The organism is Citrobacter sp. Cpo012 (assembly GCF_030333015.1).
Classification (GTDB): domain Bacteria; phylum Pseudomonadota; class Gammaproteobacteria; order Enterobacterales; family Enterobacteriaceae; genus Citrobacter; species Citrobacter portucalensis.
The window spans coordinates 187899-206757 of record NZ_JAOWGR010000011.1 but is presented as its reverse complement, the minus strand read 5'-3'; the positions used below and the strand labels follow the sequence as shown (position 1 = coordinate 206757).

The following is an 18859-nucleotide window of genomic DNA, read 5'->3' as shown; positions in this document are numbered from 1 at the left end:
AGTGTTAGCAACCCTGCCCAGGACGGAAGGACACTATCAGGACTGAACGCCAGTTTGGCGATTAAGGGGGTTAAATCTGCAAGCGGATGACAGTGCCCCAGCTGCTGCTCAGTCACACCACGTCCTGATAAAATCTCCTGCCCGGTAATGTGATGACCGAAAAAAGCCCGTGCACTGGTGTCGGCAGACCGGCACGCAGGAATATGACGTTAATCTGTATCAGCAGGTACATCTCGCATTAGGGAGCAAGTGATAGCAACCCCGCCCAGAACTGAAGGCCAGCATGAGGACAGAACCCCAGTTTGGCGATTAAGGGGGTTAAATCCGGCAGCGTGAGTAAGTGCCCGTGCTGTGTTAAAGAAATATTCCCTAAGGACAATCTTCCGCTCGGCCTTTTGTATAAAGTTGTCACCCCGGGAGCGGGGATCACTTTACCTGCTTAGCCTAAATCTTACGTCAATCGCTATCCGGAATTTTAGCTTAATGGTCCTGAGCAAGTTAAAAGGGCTACCCATAATGACGTCCCCAGATGGTGATAAAGGAGTTAATTCCGCCTTCGGCTTACAGTGCCGCAGCTGCTGCTCAGCAACACCACGCCCTGATTAAATCTCCCGCCTGTCCTTGTGATGACCAAAAATAGTCCGTGCACTGGCGTCGTAAGACCGGCATACAGGAATGAGGCGTTAATCTTTATTAGGTGGCAGGATTCGCATCATGGGAGCAAGGGCCCTAGAACTGTAGACTAACATTAGAAAATCACAGTTTGGCGATAAAGGGGGTTAAATAAGTTAAAAGTCTTCGGTGAGCAAATTGGATAAATTTTCAGAAACCAAACCGTTAATAATAAACTTTTAGAAGAATGATTAAAGGATATCAAGTTTTGTATGCAAAATGACACCAGTGATCTGTTTTCACTAATAATGCCGCGCTACTTTGATTACCTTTGGTAAACAAAAATGTAATTTACGTGATTTTCATCTTATAATGTCAGTATTGAAGTTATAAATTTTGTTTACTTAATGCGTACACAACCTAACTGCGATTTGTATTTATGTCACTGTTTTTACACCACATTAATTATAAAACCAAAATTTGCAGCACAGTGATGAACTCATTAAGTCACAACCTCATTTGTTTACTTAAGGCATACAATAAAAAACCAGATTCTTATGAGACATCTGGTTTAATTATTTTTGCTTGAAGATATTTACTCTACGCGGCCAAACCCGCTGCTACTTCTTGAGCATAGAGAATTTCTATTGCCTCGCCATAGCTACAATTCTCGCGGCTTTGAATTTCCCATAATTTACTCCTGTCAGCACTATCCGTAGTAAAACAAAGCTCCATTTTCCGGTCTACGTATAACCGACAGATCTCTTGGAAGTTTTCGAACCTGACTAACATCTCTGAAAACACCTTTTTGACTGTACGAATATTTTTCATACGTTCATATTCTGCATCTGAAGTAGAAAAATATTTATTAGCCTTCATTGCTTCAATGCTTTCTTTTTCTTGTTTCATGATTATCTTCCAAGGCGAGTTAGCAGTCAGGGCCCGGCCAACAGAAGAAGTAAAATAATCTTCAAACGACTGTGTGATACAGATGCCAGCGCAGTTTGTTTTCCTGAACCTACGCCATGCCGCTTCGAGGAAGGAAGAGAAGAATTGGTTTGATTGATTTCCGGCACCTGATGAATTATCAGGACGAATGTACTCCCATGCTTCATCAAGGATGAACAAGCGACGACGCCCATCTTTTTTGATGAACATTGCATGCTGAGCAGCCTGAATGATAGACATTAATACAACTGTCTGAAGGTGGGGGGTGCCTTTTAGCTCCTCCAGTTCCAAAACAATAAATCTGCTGTCGAAGTTGATTGGAGGCAACGTATCGGTAAACCGGTGCCCATAAATTCCACCTTCGCACCATGCTCCGAGTTGATCCCCAATATCCTTTATACGTTTGTCTTCATGCTTCTTGCAACGCAGAGCAAAGCCGGTTATTGAACCGGTCCGACCTGATTTTCTGGATTCTTGGTACTCTTCTGCAATAAGCTGAAGCATCACTGATTGTTGATAATCATCGATAAGGCCTTTCTCTGAAGCCATAATTTTTAGCTGATTCAAAACCATTATGGTCTGAGCAACTTTGTCTTTTTCTGCATCGTTTGAAGTTGATTCACCGGTAAATTCAGGTGCTTCGTTAAATACATCGTCGTTAACAGTGATGTCAGTTAGGAAGGCAAAGGGATTTAGGGTGAAGTCAGGGGTTTTACCGAAATCAATAAATTGACTGTTTGTATATTGTTCCGCAATCCCCTGGTAAGAACGGCCCACGTCCACAACAAATACTTGAGCACCGTCAGGATCATCATCTGGGTATTCGTTTTCTAAAAAATGCTTAAATGTTGAGCGATAATGAACGAGGTTATTAGATCGCGGTCCAGCTCCAAGATAGTTATTGATTAGATATGCTGTCCAGAATGACTTCCCTGCACCTGACGTTGCACCAATAACCATGTTATAGCTTGCAGAAGTCTTGAAAATATCAAGTCCCATGAGTTGACCTTCACGAGAAACTAAACTCAGTACTGGTCTATCTGTATTACCTTTCCAGGGCCCAAAGATCGGTGTCATATGAGCCGCTCCGGTGTTGCTCACTACTTCGGAACGGTCAAGGTCGAAAATTGTCTTTGGGTCATTGCACATTGGCAGACATGACATAAATGACGGGAAAACGATAAAGGAATCATCTGCTACTTTGACCCGGCTTTCGAGGTAAAAGGATTTGAGATCGTTAGCTGCTGTCTGCACAGAATTGGCATTACTACCCATAACAGTGAAAGTAAGATACCCTCTTAAAAGCTTTGCGCCATCCTCAAGCTCGCGAGTTACGGCCATGTAGTCATTATCCATATCCCGCAGGCGAGGGCAGAATGTGACAACTGAAGGTATACTTGCCTGTTTATTAGTGATTGCTTTGTAGCGGACGTTTTCTTTTGACAACTTGAGCGGATCGGCAAACTGAACAGTCTGAGTGATCATAAATGGGCTGAAAATTGTCTTACGTCCATGCATCCAGTTAACTACTAACTCATACATACAACCGAAATTGACGTATTCAGGAAACTTTACAACGGAAAGTTGTTTGAAGTAACGATGCTCAGATTCGTCGTCACTTTGTGTGACTGATGAGAAATGATTTTCTGTGACTGTATACTTACGGCCGGGAACGTTAACTTGTTCATTAAGCCTTTTCATAGTGTTAACGTCTATGAAACCTTCAGCCCACCGGGAGTTCTTTCCGGGGTTTACGACCTTATCTATACAATAGAGCCAGTTTTCTGCATCGACCTTAAACGGATGCAATCCAATCGTAATTAACTTACTTACAAGTTCAGAGTAAAGTGAATCGATACGCGAATGTTCCAGCTCGGTAGGAAGGGCAGACTGTAAAGGAATCGATAGCGAGATCCATACCTGAAAATCCCTCAACATAAGGTTATCATGATCAGGTTTTAAAGGCTTATGCATACTTCTGTCGTAGTAGTCCAACTGATAACCATTAAGCAGATCTGCTTTAAGCTTATCGTTCCCAGTCATACGCCCACCTCGCACAGCTGACCAAGCACTAAGCTGTAAAGTCAGGTCTGGCAATGCAGTCAGAGATATTTGACAGACAGTATCTGTAGGGAAATCCATTTTGAACATTTCAGCAAGAACATCTTGCTGATTATCAAAAACTCCAGGGGATGGATTACAGATAAACATAAACCCTAATCTGTTGCCATCAATCAAAAAATAGTGAGTCCCTGCTAATTGATCGTAAACAGGGATAAACCCACCTAATTGATGGCGATTTAAACCGCTATTGTAATTATTGATAGCTTCCATATTTGACCTTACAGTTGTCTAACAATGCCGTTCGAAGAGACAGCTTTAGTTGCTTTTTGTTGCTGCTGCATATTTTCCCGGGCCGCATCCTGTACTTCTAAAGGAACTATGCGAGCTGGGTTTGAGGTCGAATTCTTGCCAGCAATCCATGTTTGCGGTTTTACGTTGACATAAACGTAGCCGGGAAGATTAAGCGCATCGTTATCATCGGTATAAGGTGCAAAAGTAATTCTCATTACTTTCCCCTGTTGCAGAACAGCAAGTGGTTCAGGAGCCACTACAGCTTGTTTATAACCTTGCGAACGGTATTGCTGGATCTGCCCAGGGTTGAGAGTCGGGTTAACGGGCTGGCCATTGTAAAGAGAGTACATATCCTTACCAGGACTGATATCAGAATTAGGTGCAACGTAGCGTGGGGCATTTCCAGCAGAAACCGGATAGCTTGTTTGTTTAACGACTTCCGCAGCCGGATGAACGAAAGGGTTACCAGTTGAAGAGGCAGTGCTATAACTGCTAGTCATCCTTACGTTTGAATTAACCGGAACACCAGAAATAGGCCGTGGTCCAATGGATGAAGTAGGGGCACCCATTTTTAAAGTTTTATCGTACATGACAGGTAACTGACCAACTGGCTTAATTTCGGTTTTTGAATAAGCCACAGGCTGATTTTTAAGGGTAGTAGACTGTGGATATTTGACTTCCCCTGGAGGGCTAATTTCAGTTGGATAACGGCTGTCATTGACAGCCGATTTCTCCTTTCCCGATTCCGACTCTTCCCCCGCCAGTGCAGACAGATCATCTCGATTATTAGTTAACTCCATAACTTCGCGAGGACCTTTACAGATAACGCCCTTTTCAATGCCTGGACATTCGGATTCGGAACTACCGATGGAGCACCCCGTAAGATATGAGGATGTACCTACAACCAGAGCACTGAGTACCAATCTTTTGATGTTCATAAACTAGCCTTAATTTGTCTCAAATGGATTTTTTAAGAGAGGTTCAACGCTTTGGTTCAACCAGTAGTCGAAATCTTTTGGAATGCCATTACCAGCCAAACCATCCTGTCTGACAACTGAAGGTACACCCTGCAATTTATAAATTCCTGCGAGCATCAATGACGCTACCAAAGGTTCCGCCGGACATTCTTCTGCTTCTTTTTGAGAGAGCAATCTTTTTTCAATGTCGGATTTGCTTCCCATTAGCCAACGAAGAATATCGAGGTTGTTTATTTTTCCTTTTTCTTTACTACACCAGAGCCTTCTAAGCTCTTCTTTTGGCTCACCGGGTGAGGGAACTAAAACAATATCTATCCGATACTTGTCCCGATCTGCATAGAATTTCTTAACAAGTTCCATGCAACCGTCACAATCAAGTGTTATGAAAATGGCTGCTTGTCTTTTAAGCTTTGAATTTCCCAGAGGAATGGACGCTACAGTTTCCAGAGGGAAGGGGGCCTCATCAAGACTAATAAAATAGGAATTCCTGATTTCTTCTACAGTCAGAACAGGTTTACGTTTAATTACATCAACAAGGCTTCCCCCAGTAAGGGAGTATCGGCCATCGGTCGTTACTGCCATTAGCTGCGAACGTTCGTCCTGAAAGAGGTATAGCCCACCAGAAGGAATGTATATGGCATCCTTAGGTTTATATCCTTTCATTTTTGATAACACACCCGAGATCTGACTGGGTGAAACGCCACCTTCCTTTGCCTTTGCCATTAACGCAGCAGCATCACTATTAGTTAGGACCTGCTCTGAAGCATAAGTGACCGTATTCGCCATAATGGCGAAAGCCGCCATTAAAGGGAAAAGTAACTTTTTCACTATTGGGTGCCCTCTACTTCTTTGCATTATAAGAACTTGATTGTACCGCTTCAGAGCTATCTTCAAGTTCCATATAAGTGACGATTTCAACACTATCCGGTACAGTAACGGCAAGCGTTGCATCAATAATTAAATAGCCACGGTCACGGTAGATCTTCATTAATGTTCTGAAATATTCTTCGAATTGAGATCTATCATTGTCAGCAGTACGGCCTCCGTGATGCTTGAAAAATTCCTTACGTAATTCAGGCATGTCAAGCACTGCAATCTTGTACGAAGGCTGGGATTGTTTATTGAAGTAATCGTAAACATTCATAAAGCCTTTATAACCATAAATAATGACCAATACGGCAAAGGCGAAGAAAAATAAATACTTCAATATTTTTTCAATATCAATTTCGAAGGTAATTTTTTTTGTTGTCCTTTCTCGCACCATTTTTTTAGTGATTTCAGGTCCAGCTGATTCAGGCGATTCTTTTTTTTCTAAACTATCCATTTAAACCTCAGCGACTGGTCAGATTCGTTGGAATTGTAGTTCCGGTCTGAACGACAAATGTAATAGCTCGGCCAGGGCTAATTTCTACGATTGGCCACTGTTGTTCTGCAATTGCGGTGTAGTAATCGACGAGTCGATTAAGACCACCTTGAGCTGCACCAGCCCCGGCTAATGCCCCAAGTGCACCAAAATTAGGGGACTGATACTGAGCCTGTGAATTAGGGTCGATGTTAAGTGAAGATACCTTACTGGGACTTAAGCTACCGGCAAGTGAAGAAAGTCCACCGGCAAATGCAGCTCCTGCAATTGCGTTACCATTTCGGCTGATAAGCGTGCCTCGGATCCCATTTTTTCCGTCATTTTCACTTACAGCATATGCTTCCAGTTTTACGTCAAAAGCTTTCCCTTTTGAATTAACACAAGAGATAGAAGTGGCACGTATGTAAGCACGCTGTGACGCCAGATCACCAACAGCTGAACCCAGAAGGTTACAGTCACGCAAATCCATGGTGAAATTATTGGGCATGATGACATCTTTTTTAATACGCATCGTTACTGGCATTGGTTCTGATTTGGAAGAAAGGCTTGTAGGCGCTTCAAGCCCGGTAATCAGAACACCAGTGATAATAGATGTTGCCGGAAGAAACATTTCATCTTTTCGGGCAGCATGCCGCGCTTTGCTATCAACTGGCGCAGTACCATCACCTCGTACAGTCCGAGTTGGCGCTTTATCTCCTGCAATGACCTCTCTGCCTTCCTTGATTCTGTTTTCAGACACGGGCATAACCTGAATGACACCATCGGTACCATTAGTCTTAATGGAACTTTGTGTGATTGTTCTCATTGGGCTATTACGCGTAGGTGTGATAGAAGCGTAATTAGGGTTTACGCCATTAATCGGCGCATTAGCATTAAGCTGATAAGGAGCTGCCGGTGCCTGCTCATTAATCGTTTTACGCGAACTACCAGCATCCAAGTTACGATTGCCGTTTCGATTTGTCTGCATATCATTAATTTGCTGAGACAGCTGCTGAAGTTGAGAAGTTAAACTTGCAACTTGGGCTTTAGTTTCCTGTTGGGCTTTTTCTGCTTTTTCGCGGTCCTCTTTCGCCGCATTTTGGTCAAGTCGGTTTTGCTTAACCATTTCTTTATATACTTTCTGGCTTTCTTCATTACTCAATTTGTTCATTTGCGAATCATCTAACAACAAATTGGTCTGCATGTCTTTTTTCTGTGTTTTCTTTTCTTTCTTAACTGGTGTGGAAAAAATAGACTGGCTAATAATATAAACAATCACTACCAGCAGAGCGCCAATAACAGAAAGTCTGACGGTCTTATTTTCCCAGGCCTTTTTAATGTCCATGATTAGCTCCACTTGTAGGTTTCTGGAATCGTTTAATTTTTAGATTTCGTTCGCTGTCAGACATCTGAGGAACGATATAGGGTTCACCTGCTCTGGCCCAGTTTTCACGAACAGATGGATGATTCATTTCAGCTTTATCTATCTGGCTCGTTCTAGATATTTCATGTTTGTAATTAGGTTCCAAAACGTTACTTTTGTGATAGTCAAAAGCATTCTCCTCATTAATATTGCCCTCTCCTACAAATTTATCAATAAGAGTTGGATCGTTCATTATTACTGTCTGAACGGGAAAAGCGTTACTGCCATCTTCGATACTAATGGGTGCGTCCGGAACGATTAATACACTCCTTTTTGGTATATATTCTGACCTGTAGTAAAAGCTGGTTAAAGCAAATACGACAAAACCAATCACGGTGGCCCCAAGCAGAGCAGGCAAAGTAACTTTTCCCATATTATTTTCTGATTAGACTTGGTCTGGTTGTAACCCGGGCCTCGCGTTCCTTGAACAATTTATCCCGGACTATGTAAAGCTCTGTTTCTTCTCCCGGTTGCAGGTATGCTTTATCAAATAAAGCACTTGCAATAACGCCTTCTGCCATACACTGCTGATCAGCAACGATTTGACCGTATGGTTTATCGTTTTTCACAAGAATTACATCAATAAGTTCACGTGAGCCAACCAGTCTCTGACCGAGCTTTGCATACATATTAAAGTTACATGGTGACTGCTCTGGCGCAGGAATACGAGAAAGTCGGTCCTGTTGTAAACTGAATCCTGAAGGGACCTCACCAAGAGCCACAGGAGTCAATAAATCAATGATTCTTTGTTTATGATCGTCTTGTTTTGGATCCGTTGGAGCCAGTTCTTCTGACTGGGAGCGGGCCAACATTTCCTCATAGTTTTGCTTATCCAATGAGGTTTCACGTTTGGCTTGCATAGATGGGCTTAAAGATGTAGTAACTGAAATCATCGCACCGGGAACATCAAGCGGTACCAGGGTCAGGTTATAGGTCGATTCAGGTACCTGATCTTCAGACAACATAATCCCGATTGGTTTATCGGTATTAGTTGAAATAAAGACATCGCCACCATTAACAAATATGCTTGCCTCTTCAGCAGGGGTAGAAGTACTGACAGAAGCATTCTTGAAGCTGGTCGATATTCTGTTTTGAAGTCCTCGTGAAACTGGCAGTACCACATTCCCACCAGGCGGCACATTTACACGCTGAACTTCTTTATATCGGTTACGAGCTTCGACATAAAGTTCATCGGCTTTTGACGTGGCGGTCGCATTGGTTGCATTCTGCTGGGAAGAGGTACCTGTTGGTCTCCCATAGCTATCAATTGCACCAGATCGGGTCTGTGCGTCAAATCCGGGGAGACTAGGATTATTTGATAATGCTCCAGTAATAGCGCTTACCGCAGGCGAAGCATTGCTGGCTGGGGAAAGTTGCACGGTAGGGAGATCAGTTGTAGGTTTTTGTCCCTGCGCATTACCGGCTTCACTAAGGTTTGTTTGTGCACCTGACTGTTCAGAACCAGCTTGACCCGGAATAATGGCTTTTGCAGCTCCATTCTGAAATCCGTCAGCACCAACTGGCATTACAACCGGGTTATTAATTGTTGCTGGCAATTGGTATTCTTCAGCGATTACGCAGTTCGAAGTCGTGAGCATGATCAATGCTGTAATTGCGTTGAAGCCTAAGCCCTTTTTTTTAATCATCACTTGTTACCTGTAGACGGTGGCGGATTATCCAGCGTTGCCAGTTGCTCTTTGCCGTTTATCGTAATTTTTTTAATATTCGGTGTTCCGGAATATTGATTTACATATGCAATTCTTGGGCGACCATTTTTCATCCCGAGAACCCATTCATAAGTCCATTTCGATGATTCAGTTTTGTCCGGAACATTTACAAGTCGAGTCGTTTTGGTACCCCAGACATAGACCATGTCATTTTTTGGATCAAAGTAAATATCATTAGGCTTAAAGGTCTGCTCAACACCACGAGCCTGCATGATATTTATCTGCTCCTGTAAAGACTCACTCGTTTTAGCCTGTAGTTCAGGTGAAAGGGCATCGAGGACATAGGCCGTCACAAAGGAAATATTAGTTGGATTAATATTCCCTAAAAGGGTACTAAAAAAGAGAGCCCATTGTGTTTTATAAGATTCCGATGCTTTGTTACCAACAACCGTGATCTCTTCATTCATGTTTGGAGGGGTAACAATCGTCACTGGGTCAGTGAAAAAAAGAATCTTTGCAACCAATAACCCAATGACGGCTATTGAAACAGTATTAATGCGGATAAGTTTTGTATCACGATTAATCAGGGCGCTGTATGTAATTCCAGCACCTGACGCTTCAGCTTGTGGGCTAAATCGTTTTTTAATGTCCAAAAAACGTCCCTTAGCACTTTCATCTTTCTTTACGTATGACTGTTCAAGATCACCGTTTTCATCCTTTTTAGATTTTTTGAAAAAAGGGATGTTAATGCCACTTAGCATTTTCATTCATAGCTCCATCAAGAATACAAATCTCTGATAAATGGATCGTTGAAATAACGGCTACTAAAAACTGCTTTACCTGGCAAAAAACCGAGCCACCAGAGTTTGTGTTTTAGCAATCCTCTTATTCCTGACTCAGCTGCTTTGTTATACGCAATCCAATACACAACCGCTGCTACAACAGAAAACCCGAAGCATTCGAAGATATTCCCAAATGCAACCAGAATGAATGCAAGCCCTAATTTTTTGGCATCCCAAAACAAAATCAGTAGAGGCATGTTGATCCTGAAAGGGAATCTATAGGTATGCTGAGGAACGTCGTTCTGCTTACTCATTAAAAATCCAGAGAGGGGGATGAACCCCCTCATGCATGATTAACAATAAATTACAGCGGTACGCCAGCATCCATAAAGGTGCTGATAATTTTCTCGCCGTTGGCCATTACCAGCATCATGAATAATGAAACCAGTGCCAGGCCCGGGTTAGGCTTAAGGACAGAGAAATATACGCTTGAGATCAACATCGCGGCTGCCAGAATTTTGCCCGGAGCTCCAGTCATACTTTCACTCATGTATGACCAAATATCTCCCAGTGCCCCATCATCTGAACCCGCATATGCCAGACCGCAAAAAAGCACGGTCAGCAGAACAAACAAAATCACTTTTGCGCTTTTTGTTTTAAAAAGTGCAGCCGTGTTAGATTTCTTTTCACTAAGGCCAATATTTAAAGAAAGTTCCATAATTACTCCGTGTAGATTTGAGTTCACGTAAACGCGAATGAATAATACTTTTTTATTCCGATCCTTCCGTTCGCATAAACCCCCTTTTTTTAACGTTTAGCGATTGGTGAATTTTTAAGCAAAGGGCCTAAAGCATAATCTTTGAAAGGTACCAGTGAACGCTTAGTAAAAGTTTGAAAGAGGGGAGGGGGTAAGATTACGTTAAGCTCAATCCTGAAGCTGATGAGACTCCTCAAGCATAAAAGTCACTTTTGATGGTTTGAAAAGCTCTAACTAGATATCGGGCAGGTAACTAAGCTTCATATCTAATCTTTTTTGTTCCCTTATTATCTATCTCTTGATTCTGAGAAGGCCGCATATCACTGTGCTCCCTGGTTCGGCAACTATCAGTTGGAGAAACTACATACAATCCTCGGGCCGGTGCGTCATTCATCTAAATGCCTTTTACACCTCTGGGCGTGAGTGGGACTTTGTCTTGTCCATACGAACATCATTCATTCGAATGCTTTTGGCCAATGCTATTTAAGCAAATGCTTTCTGGCTGAGTCCTTTTGCGAATGAGTCTTTGATATAACTGCATGAATTTTGGGTTGTTTGGTGTACTAACAAAACAAAGGCATTTCTTTGAATGCCATTGGAGTTGTGATGCTTCTGATATTTTTTTGATCTCATATCAAGCACATAGTCCTTCTGATGCCCAATGTCATAGATGTCTTGGACCATTCTCGCTCTTAACAAAGCTGAACTGTGTGTCATTCGACCTAATGCCATTCACCAAAATGCCTTTTTATACCACTGCATAGCTATGCTCGGGATACAGTGTCAAACAAAAGCATTTCAATGAATGAATTTTTGGGATACCGACATCAAAAGCATTTGTATGAATGTAAGAGGCGTAATCCACAAAAGGCATTCACGTGAATAGAGTGCGCACGAAACCATCTTGCTCAACGGCATTTAATGAATGGGCTAGCATGTACGCTTGAGTCAGAAAGGCATACAGATGAATAGTCAGGAGTTCGTTTGAAAAGTTACTTTTTTGCACATTAAGCCGAGATGTAAGACCAGTAGTAAAAGAAGCACTAAGCATAGCACTGATAAATAACTTATTTTTCAGCAGGTTATAACCAGTGCATACCAGATAGCTTTCAACCTTGTTTGGCAAGGGCCAGCTTAGGGCTTCTTTTGAAGATCTGAAATTGTATGTCGCGACCTTTCTTAACTTCTTGATAATCGAGATATCCGATAGATTCAAGTTCCCGCATTGCTTTACGAATTATCTGGTTTTGCGTACGAATAGGGGTTGTAAGAAGCAACCTTTCCCTCAACCGTTTCATATTAACGAACAACGTACCAGCTGGCATTGCTTCAAAATAAATATAGAGAGATTGCGCAGCTTCTTTTTTAGCCAAAATGTATAGAACCTGAAGGCTTAACAATGTCTTATGGTCGTAACGATACAGTTCCCACATAGAAGGATCCCCAACCAGCTCAACAGTATCGCTTTTTGGATCAATCATAGCCTTCTGCACCAGATGCGTTACTGTGAACCGACCACTACGAGAGTCTGAGAAGGCAAGCACTACCGATGCAAGGTTCATTAATGACTCTTTAAAGCGCGCACGAGTTCGTTTGTTGATGTTTGTTGAACTGATACCACACATCTTCGCAAACTCGTTAAAAGTCAGGCTAATCTTCTCGGAAGTAAAACCATATTTACTGAAAGCCATGATGATCCCGAGCCAGCACTTAAAGTCGGTAGACATAGATAGTTTGACACCAGTTATCTTGATGTCGTCATAACCCTCCGATCTTGCAATTTCCATACACGAAAGCTCATCAGAGGCATCAACTTCAAAGTTTCGGTCTCGGTTTTCTTTTGTGCCGACAGGGGTAAATACACTCAATCTCAGCAGGGCCACGGGCTGAACCGACTTGGACGAGTTAGGCGTCAGTTGATAAGTCTTACCTGATTCATTACTGGTTACGTCAAAAGGATGGATTAACTCGTTGTTTTTAATCATTAACTTAACTCGTCGGTGATAAGATTTTCATTTGGCAAACTGTTTATAACATATTCTTGCAAATGCTTTTTACGCATTTACCTAAATGCCATAAGCATTCCAGTAAATGCCTTCCTTATTCATTCAAATGCTTTTCGCATGCATCCGAATGCCGGATCCTTTCATAAAGTTACTATAATCAATGAGTTAAAGATGCCGTGATCTTTACTTGAACTCTATTGATCTTTAGTGATCTAAAGAATTGATCTAACCTGTTGAAAACAATGATAAGTCCATATAAAACAAGGAATAGCGCTCCTTTATCAATATCTACAGATCGCAAACGGAAATGAAAGTGGGTTTACTATCATTGTTTTATTCAAGACAGTTTTTATTTTAATTTTATTAAGCAAATTTTTTGAGTTTACCTTTTAGATGTATCAGCCCTATTTGGCAAATTTGAGGTTCATGTATCATGTAGTAAACAGGAGGAAGATATGAACAACAGCAAACATACAGTCATTGAAGTGGATACTAATCTAGTTGAAATTGAAAAGGGATTTAATCCCCGAGAGGCGGTAATCGGAGATTTGTGTTACGAACAAGAACCTGTCAAATCGATGATTGTGTCAATCAAACAAGCCTTTAAGGAAGGAAGGCAGGTTGATATGATCAAGGTCGTAAAAAGAAAAGGTAAATATTTAGTTCGTCAAGGTCATACTCGTTTTCATGGCTTAAAATTAGCAATTTCTGAAGGTGCTAATATTCCAAAATTATCTGTTATCTTAATCGATTATAAAAACGAAATTGAAGAATACCTTGAGAACCTCGATGGTAACAGAAGCAATGGGCTAAATCCGGTTGGGCAAGCTCATGCATTAGCTCATGCTGTTAGTCTCGGGTATTCGGTTGAAGAACTAGCAATGCGATATCAACGATCAACTACCGCAATTCGTAATATGCTAAAAATCCTTGATATGCCATTAGAGCTTCAACGTTTGATTAGCCTAAATCTAATCAAAAAAACGCTCGCCATTGAAATAATGTTAAAATATTCCAACGATCACAAAATGGTTTTAAAACATATAGAAGGTTTCTTACCTGGCGTTAAGAATATTGAGACTACAACGAGCAAAATTGTAGGCATACCTGAACACAATGCAGCTGGAGCAGGACCAGACACCTTAAATAAAGGCGGACCAGAAAAGAAAAATTCGGCAGTCACACGTAAGACTTTGGGTATTAAGCGCCTCTCGCATAAGAAAACAGAACGGCTAAAATCTGAATTTCTTGAGCTTGTGGAAAGTACACATACGGAATCTATAACGAATACTCAAACAGAACTAAAATTTGGTAGAGATAGTGCACACTTGTTCAAAAATGTTGATAGTAAAAATGTAATATTTTCTGATGATGGTGTTCAAATAATCTTGAATGATGAAAAGCTAAATATTTTATTGTCTTTACTTAACGACGAAAATACAGCAATCATTCTTTCTAAACCAAAATTAGAAGAGCTTCTGGAAATTCGAGATCTCCTTAAGGAATAAAAAACCGAGGATTAGTTGAGTGATTAAACCTATAAAGCTGACTCTTATCGATAATTATAATGATTTGCTTCTAACTCATGAAGTCCTTAAACGCAACATGGAAGAGTTAGAACACGGTAAACGTTTTGACCAATTTCCTGAAGGGCATGACCACTATGAAAAAACTGTGAAAGAAGCTGTAGCAATCGTAGAGGCACGTTTGGAGGTGTTTCGAAAATGAAATCTCTTTTCTTTACTCTTGATGGTCATATGGTACCAGCCTCAGTGAATGTATCCCTTAACGGAGATGGAAATTATTATGCACCTATCGAAAGAGAATGTAACGAATGTGCGGGCACAGGCCACAAAGGGGCTGATGTATGTGAAAAGTGTCATGGGGTACAAACAGTTGGACCCATTATTGAAAAATTAGTGGTACTAGAGCCAATTACCTTTCTCGATAACATTCCGGAACTGCGTGTTAACCCAACACTCGAAGCATGGAAATCCAGAAACCACGTACTTATTGAGAAAGCAAAAAAGGCTAACACTAAGTTTTCTAATAGTATATTGGCGCAACTAGACAATAACCGTTTTTTGACAGAACGCCAGCTGGATTGTTTCTTTACAACCTTTGATGTGATGTTGTCTGAAACTCCGGAAAATGAACAAGAAATTCTAAAACATAGCTACAATATCGGCCAGGTCATAAGCATTGAACTAACATTTACTGAAGTCAGGGCCGCGTACGCAAAAAGTAAAGGGAGTTATTTTTTTACATTTACTGGTAAAGTTAGAAATGACGGGATCGCTTTAACGGCCGATAAACAGGATCACATTTTATTGGGTGAACGTTATCATTTGACTGGAAAAGTCAGAAAATTCTATGAATTTGATTCGAAAAATTATGCTGCAATAACAGTTTTTAAGTTAAGTAAACTCCAAGACAGTTAAATGTTTTACTGCTTAAATATAGAGCCAAGACTTAAACTGTCGTTAGGACTCACTCACGTAATATTGTTGCTTACGCAATGGGTTTTATCCCTCATAAAGATCTGCGAGTATAAATCTTTTACATTTAAATTCCCCTCTATCACAACCTTTTCAATAGTAAAAAAATGATAATCTTATTAATTATAATTTTTAATTTTTTGTATACCAATACCATACAGTTAAGGCTAAAAGGTGATGATGGAGATGGACTTTAAAATGCACAATGATCTGGGTCTCGGTTTCATTTGTAAAAATGCAAGAACATCGTCAAAGCCAACGTTAAGAAAAGTTACTTTTCCGGTAAGCGCATATGAAACGTCTAAGCTTTCTTTAACCGGTTTTCAATGCCCCACAGCCTGCCGATTTCCTTTTTTTGTGCTATGCATGATAATCCATAACCATCTTTCGTCTGCATGCCCTATCAACCAAAATGAATGTTCAAATCATATATCGCAATTTTCTATCGACATTAAAGTACAAGATTGGCTTAGCCGTTCAAGAGTAGCGTTTATTGATTTCCATAATCTAAGAAATACAGATAAAACCACATTAATAACAGTGGAACATCTTGAAGCTTTACTTACTGTTATGTCAACTACTCTTGTCGCTTACGCTCCATATTCAAAAAAGAGACTTAACTTTAGCTTTCTAAATTCATTTACTTTGTCTAAAACTTCTCAAAGTTACACATTAACTTTCCCGGTAGTTCTCAGTCCGCTTTTAGATGCTCTTGGCGGTTTCATTCAGGAATGCATAACCGAAAAATTGTTAAAACGACGAAATTCGAATTTCATGGTTTACGAGTATCTTAAACGTTCAGGCCAGAGCTCTCATAAAGTGGAGGACATTAATAACGACTTACAGCTTAAAACTCTAAATATAAGACTTATGAGCGTCCTTACTGGGCTTTCTCAGCAAGGACTCATTTCATTTATTTGCGAAGGAAAGAGGGGCGACCGGAGAATAGAAGAGCTTCAGTTTATACCTTATGTTCAACGAACTCACCCTGAGGTATTAACTTTTCAGGAATGGATTAGCCCAGTTGATTAGAATTAACTCTATTTCAGCACGGCCAGTATTTCTGTTTCCGTTTTCCGTGTATTTGGCTTACTTCCTACGGATCGGTAAGCGCTGAGTCTGTGTATGACGAATCCACGCTCTTCATAGAGGCCCAAAGTGAATGGTGTCAGGCTATTTGATATCGCAACAGCAGCGCCTTTTCTGTGAGCGTCAACGAGCATATTTGCTAACAGCACGTGGTCGCTTTGGCTGAACGGTTTACCATCGTAACTGACAAAACTAGTTTTGCTTGTTTTGTCATATGGCGGATCACAATAAATCTGATCTCCTTCACCGGTTGCGGCCAGAGTCTCCTCAAAACCAGCGGTGATCAGTTCAATACCTGAAAGACGAAATGAAAGGTAGTCTATTTTATTGAAGTCAAGCTTCAGTTCTGTATGTTTCCCCCAGGGCACTGAATAGATTCTTTCTGAGTTATAGCGGCACATACCGTTATAGCCCAGGCGATTCAGGGAGTAAAACAAAGCCGCTCTTTGAAGCGGTTGACCAGAAATACAGGTTTTGTTGAAACGGTCCCTCATCTCATAGTAGTCCTTTTCGACAAAGGTTTTATCCGCTAGGTTTTGGACCTGATTTATAAAGTTAGTTTTCTGTCTTTGAATAGTCCTGTATAGGTTGATCAAGTCTGGATTGCTATCTGCAAGCAATGCATTTTGTGCAAACATGTTCAGAAAAACGGCACCACCGCCTATAAAGGGTTCTACCCACCGGCAACTATGATCGTGTGGGTAGTGATGGCTGATGAAAGGCATCAGTTTCGTTTTTCCACCAGCCCATTTGATTATCGGCATGTGTCTGAGATGTCGAGTCAAAGTGTCTATACCTGAGAGAGAAATTTAGGTGCTGGTATCGTACCTAACCACGGGCTTTAACTAATAACTTAGGGAGCAAAAAAAAGTTGTTTAAGACGCACAGTTTTGACTTTCAGCATTGCGGATTTATAAGATTTTTCCTCACTGATACCTGAACTTTATGTTTTGGATTTATGTCTTTGTTTATGAAGCGATTTTGATGCCATCACAAGAAATGGGGAGCCCTCTTTTTTTGTGAAAAATCAGAATAGGCTCAAAAAGTACCTTTTTTGCGAAAAATTATGGATTTTTTTTTCGGTAGTATCCCCGCTACGCAGAAAGTAAGCAGAAAAATGTAACGGAGCCCCTATGAGTGTTTTACTGACAGAACCTACACAGCAAGCTAATGACAAGGTCTTTAAAACGGCCCATGTTGCCTTTTCAGTAGTTACTGGCACAGGTCGTTACGTCACTGGGCTTAAACAGTTCCGTGATGCAAACCCTGAACTTTGTACTGAAGTAAGTGACCAGAAAGCATGGGCTATCCACCCTTCAGTAATTCAGGTCACGCCAGGCTTCAACTCCCGCGAAATGGGAATGGGTGACGATTACTATAAGCTCCCTGAGGTTGAAGAACACATCTACAACATCAAGAATGCCTACATTCGAGGTGACTATGTAGACCCTATCCGAGTACGTGTCATTGATGGGGTACCTTTTGTTCGCCAGGGGCACTGCCGTTTAAAAGCCGCAATGATGGCATGTGATGAAGATCATGACATCACAATCCTTTGCGTTGAGATTAAAGAAGATGAAATTGGCTGTGAGCTCGCGACCATTGATGGTAACCGTGGTCTTGCGCTTTCTCCTGTTGCGCTTGGCGAGTCCTATCGTCGCCTACATTCTCTTGCTGGCTGGTCACTCGAACGAATTGCTCAACGTGAAAATAAAAGCCCGACGACCATCAGTTCTCTTATCCGCCTGACAACCTGTTCTGTTGTTATCAAGAAATGGATTCATGCTGACGCTATTTCGTATGTTAACGTGCTTTCACTGATCGATGAGCTCGGTGAAACAGAAGCAATTTCACGTATCAAGAAGATGATCGCGGAACTTGAGCAGGCCGATGCGAATGGCATCACGGTGAAAAAAACCCAACATGGTCAGGTACGAGTCAGACCTTCAGACTTCAAGCCAGCACGGATTCCGCCGGTTATTGCCACAAAAGCCGTAGAAGGCGTCAAACTCATCACCACCAGCTTATTACAGAAACTGGGGGATATTGAATTGCCGGAGATGACAGATTCAAGTGCTGACGAAGAAATCAACATTACGTTGAACCGCAGTACTCTGGAGATGCTGAGAAATCTTTCAAAAGAGATCACAGAATCAGAGAACAAGCAGCTTCGCCGTGCGGAGAATCGTCAGGCAAAACTTAATGGTGAGAAGCCAAAATACCCACGTAAAAAAAATGCTAAGAAGGCAGGGGAAGAGACCGATCAGGATACTGACCCACAGCCGGACGCAGAATAATTTACTTTTGGCAAAGTGTTGGTTTTGTCAGAGTCATTAAGGATTCAGGCTTTTTGCCCGCCTTTTTTAAACCTCCATGTATCGTTCTTGCCCCGTTTATGCGGGG

General features: G+C 41.4%; 17 protein-coding genes. 5 read left to right on the top strand and 12 right to left on the bottom strand.

Annotation, left to right across the window (positions count from 1 at the left end; all coding sequences use genetic code 11):
• Window positions 1-1212: 1212 nt before the first annotated feature.
• From OGX90_RS01125 to OGX90_RS01075, 11 genes are all read right to left on the bottom strand, one after another.
• Complete coding sequence (locus tag OGX90_RS01125) at window positions 1213-3894, bottom strand: TraC family protein (RefSeq protein WP_047745019.1); 2682 nt, start codon at window positions 3892-3894, stop codon at window positions 1213-1215.
• A gap of 8 nt (window positions 3895-3902) precedes the next feature.
• Entirely contained in the window at window positions 3903-4853 is a 951-nt protein-coding gene (gene trhV / locus OGX90_RS01120; protein WP_001022588.1) for an IncHI-type conjugal transfer lipoprotein TrhV, read from the bottom strand.
• A gap of 9 nt (window positions 4854-4862) precedes the next feature.
• Window positions 4863-5615, bottom strand: coding sequence for a protein-disulfide isomerase HtdT (gene htdT / locus OGX90_RS01115; RefSeq protein ID WP_182911723.1), 753 nt, complete (start codon window positions 5613-5615; stop codon window positions 4863-4865).
• Window positions 5616-5733: 118 nt separating this feature from the next.
• Window positions 5734-6216 carry a hypothetical protein gene (locus OGX90_RS01110; RefSeq protein WP_000377632.1) on the bottom strand — a complete coding sequence of 161 codons (483 nt, stop codon included), beginning with the start codon at window positions 6214-6216 and terminating at the stop codon, window positions 5734-5736.
• A 7-nt stretch (window positions 6217-6223) separates the two neighbouring features.
• Complete coding sequence (gene trhB / locus OGX90_RS01105; protein ID WP_000351841.1) at window positions 6224-7579, bottom strand: IncHI-type conjugal transfer protein TrhB; 1356 nt, start codon at window positions 7577-7579, stop codon at window positions 6224-6226.
• Window positions 7569-8030 (bottom strand): plasmid transfer protein HtdO, encoded by a 462-nt coding sequence (gene htdO, locus OGX90_RS01100; RefSeq protein WP_000521242.1) that lies wholly within the window; start codon window positions 8028-8030, stop codon window positions 7569-7571. Before htdO ends, trhB begins: the two co-directional genes overlap by 11 nt.
• 1 nt (window position 8031) lies before the next feature.
• Window positions 8032-9303 carry a TraK domain-containing protein gene (locus OGX90_RS01095; RefSeq protein ID WP_000592092.1) on the bottom strand — a complete coding sequence of 424 codons (1272 nt, stop codon included), beginning with the start codon at window positions 9301-9303 and terminating at the stop codon, window positions 8032-8034.
• Entirely contained in the window at window positions 9303-10091 is a 789-nt protein-coding gene (locus OGX90_RS01090; RefSeq protein ID WP_000783153.1) for a TraE/TraK family type IV conjugative transfer system protein, read from the bottom strand. The genes OGX90_RS01095 and OGX90_RS01090 overlap by 1 nt, the downstream gene beginning before the upstream one ends.
• An 11-nt stretch (window positions 10092-10102) precedes the next feature.
• Window positions 10103-10453, bottom strand: a complete 351-nt coding sequence (locus OGX90_RS01085; protein ID WP_001447770.1) for a type IV conjugative transfer system protein TraL — start codon at window positions 10451-10453, stop codon at window positions 10103-10105.
• 17 nt (window positions 10454-10470) lie between these two features.
• Window positions 10471-10824, bottom strand: a complete 354-nt coding sequence (locus tag OGX90_RS01080; RefSeq protein WP_000423602.1) for a hypothetical protein — start codon at window positions 10822-10824, stop codon at window positions 10471-10473.
• A 1148-nt stretch (window positions 10825-11972) separates the two neighbouring features.
• The gene (locus OGX90_RS01075; RefSeq protein ID WP_000594611.1) at window positions 11973-12848 is read right to left on the bottom strand and encodes a RepB family plasmid replication initiator protein; all 876 of its coding nucleotides are present in this window, start codon (window positions 12846-12848) and stop codon (window positions 11973-11975) included.
• A gap of 476 nt (window positions 12849-13324) precedes the next feature.
• Between OGX90_RS01075 and OGX90_RS01070 the strand changes: the two genes are divergently transcribed.
• The 4 genes from OGX90_RS01070 to OGX90_RS01055 all read left to right on the top strand — a co-directional run bounded on the left by OGX90_RS01070 (window position 13325) and on the right by OGX90_RS01055 (window position 16399).
• A complete protein-coding gene (locus OGX90_RS01070) occupies window positions 13325-14377 on the top strand; it encodes a ParB-like helix-turn-helix domain-containing protein (protein ID WP_001065778.1) in 1053 nt (350 codons plus the stop codon).
• 19 nt (window positions 14378-14396) lie between these two features.
• Window positions 14397-14597, top strand: a complete 201-nt coding sequence (locus tag OGX90_RS01065) for a hypothetical protein (RefSeq protein WP_000594930.1) — start codon at window positions 14397-14399, stop codon at window positions 14595-14597.
• Window positions 14594-15310: a DnaJ-like cysteine-rich domain-containing protein gene (locus OGX90_RS01060; protein WP_047745022.1), complete on the top strand. Its 717-nt coding sequence runs from the start codon at window positions 14594-14596 to the stop codon at window positions 15308-15310. The genes OGX90_RS01065 and OGX90_RS01060 overlap by 4 nt, the downstream gene beginning before the upstream one ends.
• Before the next feature lie 234 nt (window positions 15311-15544).
• Window positions 15545-16399 carry a hypothetical protein gene (locus OGX90_RS01055; RefSeq protein ID WP_000970401.1) on the top strand — a complete coding sequence of 285 codons (855 nt, stop codon included), beginning with the start codon at window positions 15545-15547 and terminating at the stop codon, window positions 16397-16399.
• 8 nt (window positions 16400-16407) lie between these two features.
• Here OGX90_RS01055 and OGX90_RS01050 read toward each other — a convergent pair whose 3' ends face one another.
• Entirely contained in the window at window positions 16408-17220 is an 813-nt protein-coding gene (locus tag OGX90_RS01050; RefSeq protein ID WP_001121574.1) for a DNA adenine methylase, read from the bottom strand.
• 369 nt (window positions 17221-17589) lie between these two features.
• On the opposite strand from OGX90_RS01050, the gene OGX90_RS01045 reads away from it, so the two are divergent.
• Complete coding sequence (locus tag OGX90_RS01045; protein WP_000114860.1) at window positions 17590-18753, top strand: ParB-like helix-turn-helix domain-containing protein; 1164 nt, start codon at window positions 17590-17592, stop codon at window positions 18751-18753.
• Window positions 18754-18859: the final 106 nt, after the last annotated feature.

Coding starts and splice junctions, on each gene's coding strand:
- OGX90_RS01125 (WP_047745019.1), bottom strand. CDS start 3,894: ATGGAAGCTATCAATAATTACAATAGCGGTTTAAATCGCCATCAATTA.
- OGX90_RS01075 (WP_000594611.1), bottom strand. CDS start 12,848: ATGATTAAAAACAACGAGTTAATCCATCCTTTTGACGTAACCAGTAAT.
- OGX90_RS01055 (WP_000970401.1), top strand. CDS start 15,545: ATGATGGAGATGGACTTTAAAATGCACAATGATCTGGGTCTCGGTTTC.
- trhB (WP_000351841.1), bottom strand. CDS start 7,579: ATGGACATTAAAAAGGCCTGGGAAAATAAGACCGTCAGACTTTCTGTT.
- trhV (WP_001022588.1), bottom strand. CDS start 4,853: ATGAACATCAAAAGATTGGTACTCAGTGCTCTGGTTGTAGGTACATCC.
- OGX90_RS01110 (WP_000377632.1), bottom strand. CDS start 6,216: ATGGATAGTTTAGAAAAAAAAGAATCGCCTGAATCAGCTGGACCTGAA.
- OGX90_RS01095 (WP_000592092.1), bottom strand. CDS start 9,303: ATGATTAAAAAAAAGGGCTTAGGCTTCAACGCAATTACAGCATTGATC.
- htdT (WP_182911723.1), bottom strand. CDS start 5,615: ATGGCAAAGGCAAAGGAAGGTGGCGTTTCACCCAGTCAGATCTCGGGT.
- OGX90_RS01080 (WP_000423602.1), bottom strand. CDS start 10,824: ATGGAACTTTCTTTAAATATTGGCCTTAGTGAAAAGAAATCTAACACG.
- OGX90_RS01060 (WP_047745022.1), top strand. CDS start 14,594: ATGAAATCTCTTTTCTTTACTCTTGATGGTCATATGGTACCAGCCTCA.
- OGX90_RS01070 (WP_001065778.1), top strand. CDS start 13,325: ATGAACAACAGCAAACATACAGTCATTGAAGTGGATACTAATCTAGTT.
- OGX90_RS01050 (WP_001121574.1), bottom strand. CDS start 17,220: ATGCCGATAATCAAATGGGCTGGTGGAAAAACGAAACTGATGCCTTTC.
- htdO (WP_000521242.1), bottom strand. CDS start 8,030: ATGGGAAAAGTTACTTTGCCTGCTCTGCTTGGGGCCACCGTGATTGGT.
- OGX90_RS01085 (WP_001447770.1), bottom strand. CDS start 10,453: ATGAGGGGGTTCATCCCCCTCTCTGGATTTTTAATGAGTAAGCAGAAC.
- OGX90_RS01045 (WP_000114860.1), top strand. CDS start 17,590: ATGAGTGTTTTACTGACAGAACCTACACAGCAAGCTAATGACAAGGTC.
- OGX90_RS01090 (WP_000783153.1), bottom strand. CDS start 10,091: ATGAAAATGCTAAGTGGCATTAACATCCCTTTTTTCAAAAAATCTAAA.